This is a genomic window from Herbaspirillum frisingense GSF30, assembly GCF_000300975.2.
Classification (GTDB): Bacteria; Pseudomonadota; Gammaproteobacteria; order Burkholderiales; family Burkholderiaceae_D; genus Herbaspirillum; species Herbaspirillum frisingense.
Map to the genome: position 1 here is coordinate 1 of NZ_AEEC02000091.1, position 313 is coordinate 313.

2 tRNA genes are annotated in these 313 nt (G+C 48.6%); both read right to left on the minus strand.

Annotated elements, in window-relative coordinates:
* Positions 1-2: 2 nt before the first annotated feature.
* A tRNA-Gly gene (locus HFRIS_RS24440) sits at positions 3-75 on the minus strand.
* 11 nt (positions 76-86) lie between these two features.
* Positions 87-160, minus strand: a tRNA-Cys gene (locus HFRIS_RS24445).
* Positions 161-313 lie beyond the last annotated feature (153 nt).

A 313-nucleotide genomic window follows, 5' to 3' on the forward strand; every position in this document is an offset into this window, starting at 1 on the left:
GGAGCGGGAGAAGAGTCTCGAACTCTCGACCTATACCTTGGCAAGGTATCGCTCTACCAACTGAGCTACTCCCGCATGGAGCGTTTTGGAGGCGGGGGTCGGGATCGAACCGGCGTAGACGGCTTTGCAGGCCGCTGCATAACCACTTTGCTACCCCGCCTTGGGGACACGCATACTACCTAAAACGCGTGTTGTTTGCAAACATCTTTTTTGACTTTTTTGACAACTTTCTAAAGCCAAACTTTCAATGCATGCTCACCTATCACAATAAAAAAAGGAAGCTTTGTTAGGCTTCCTTTTTTCCAAGTAACCT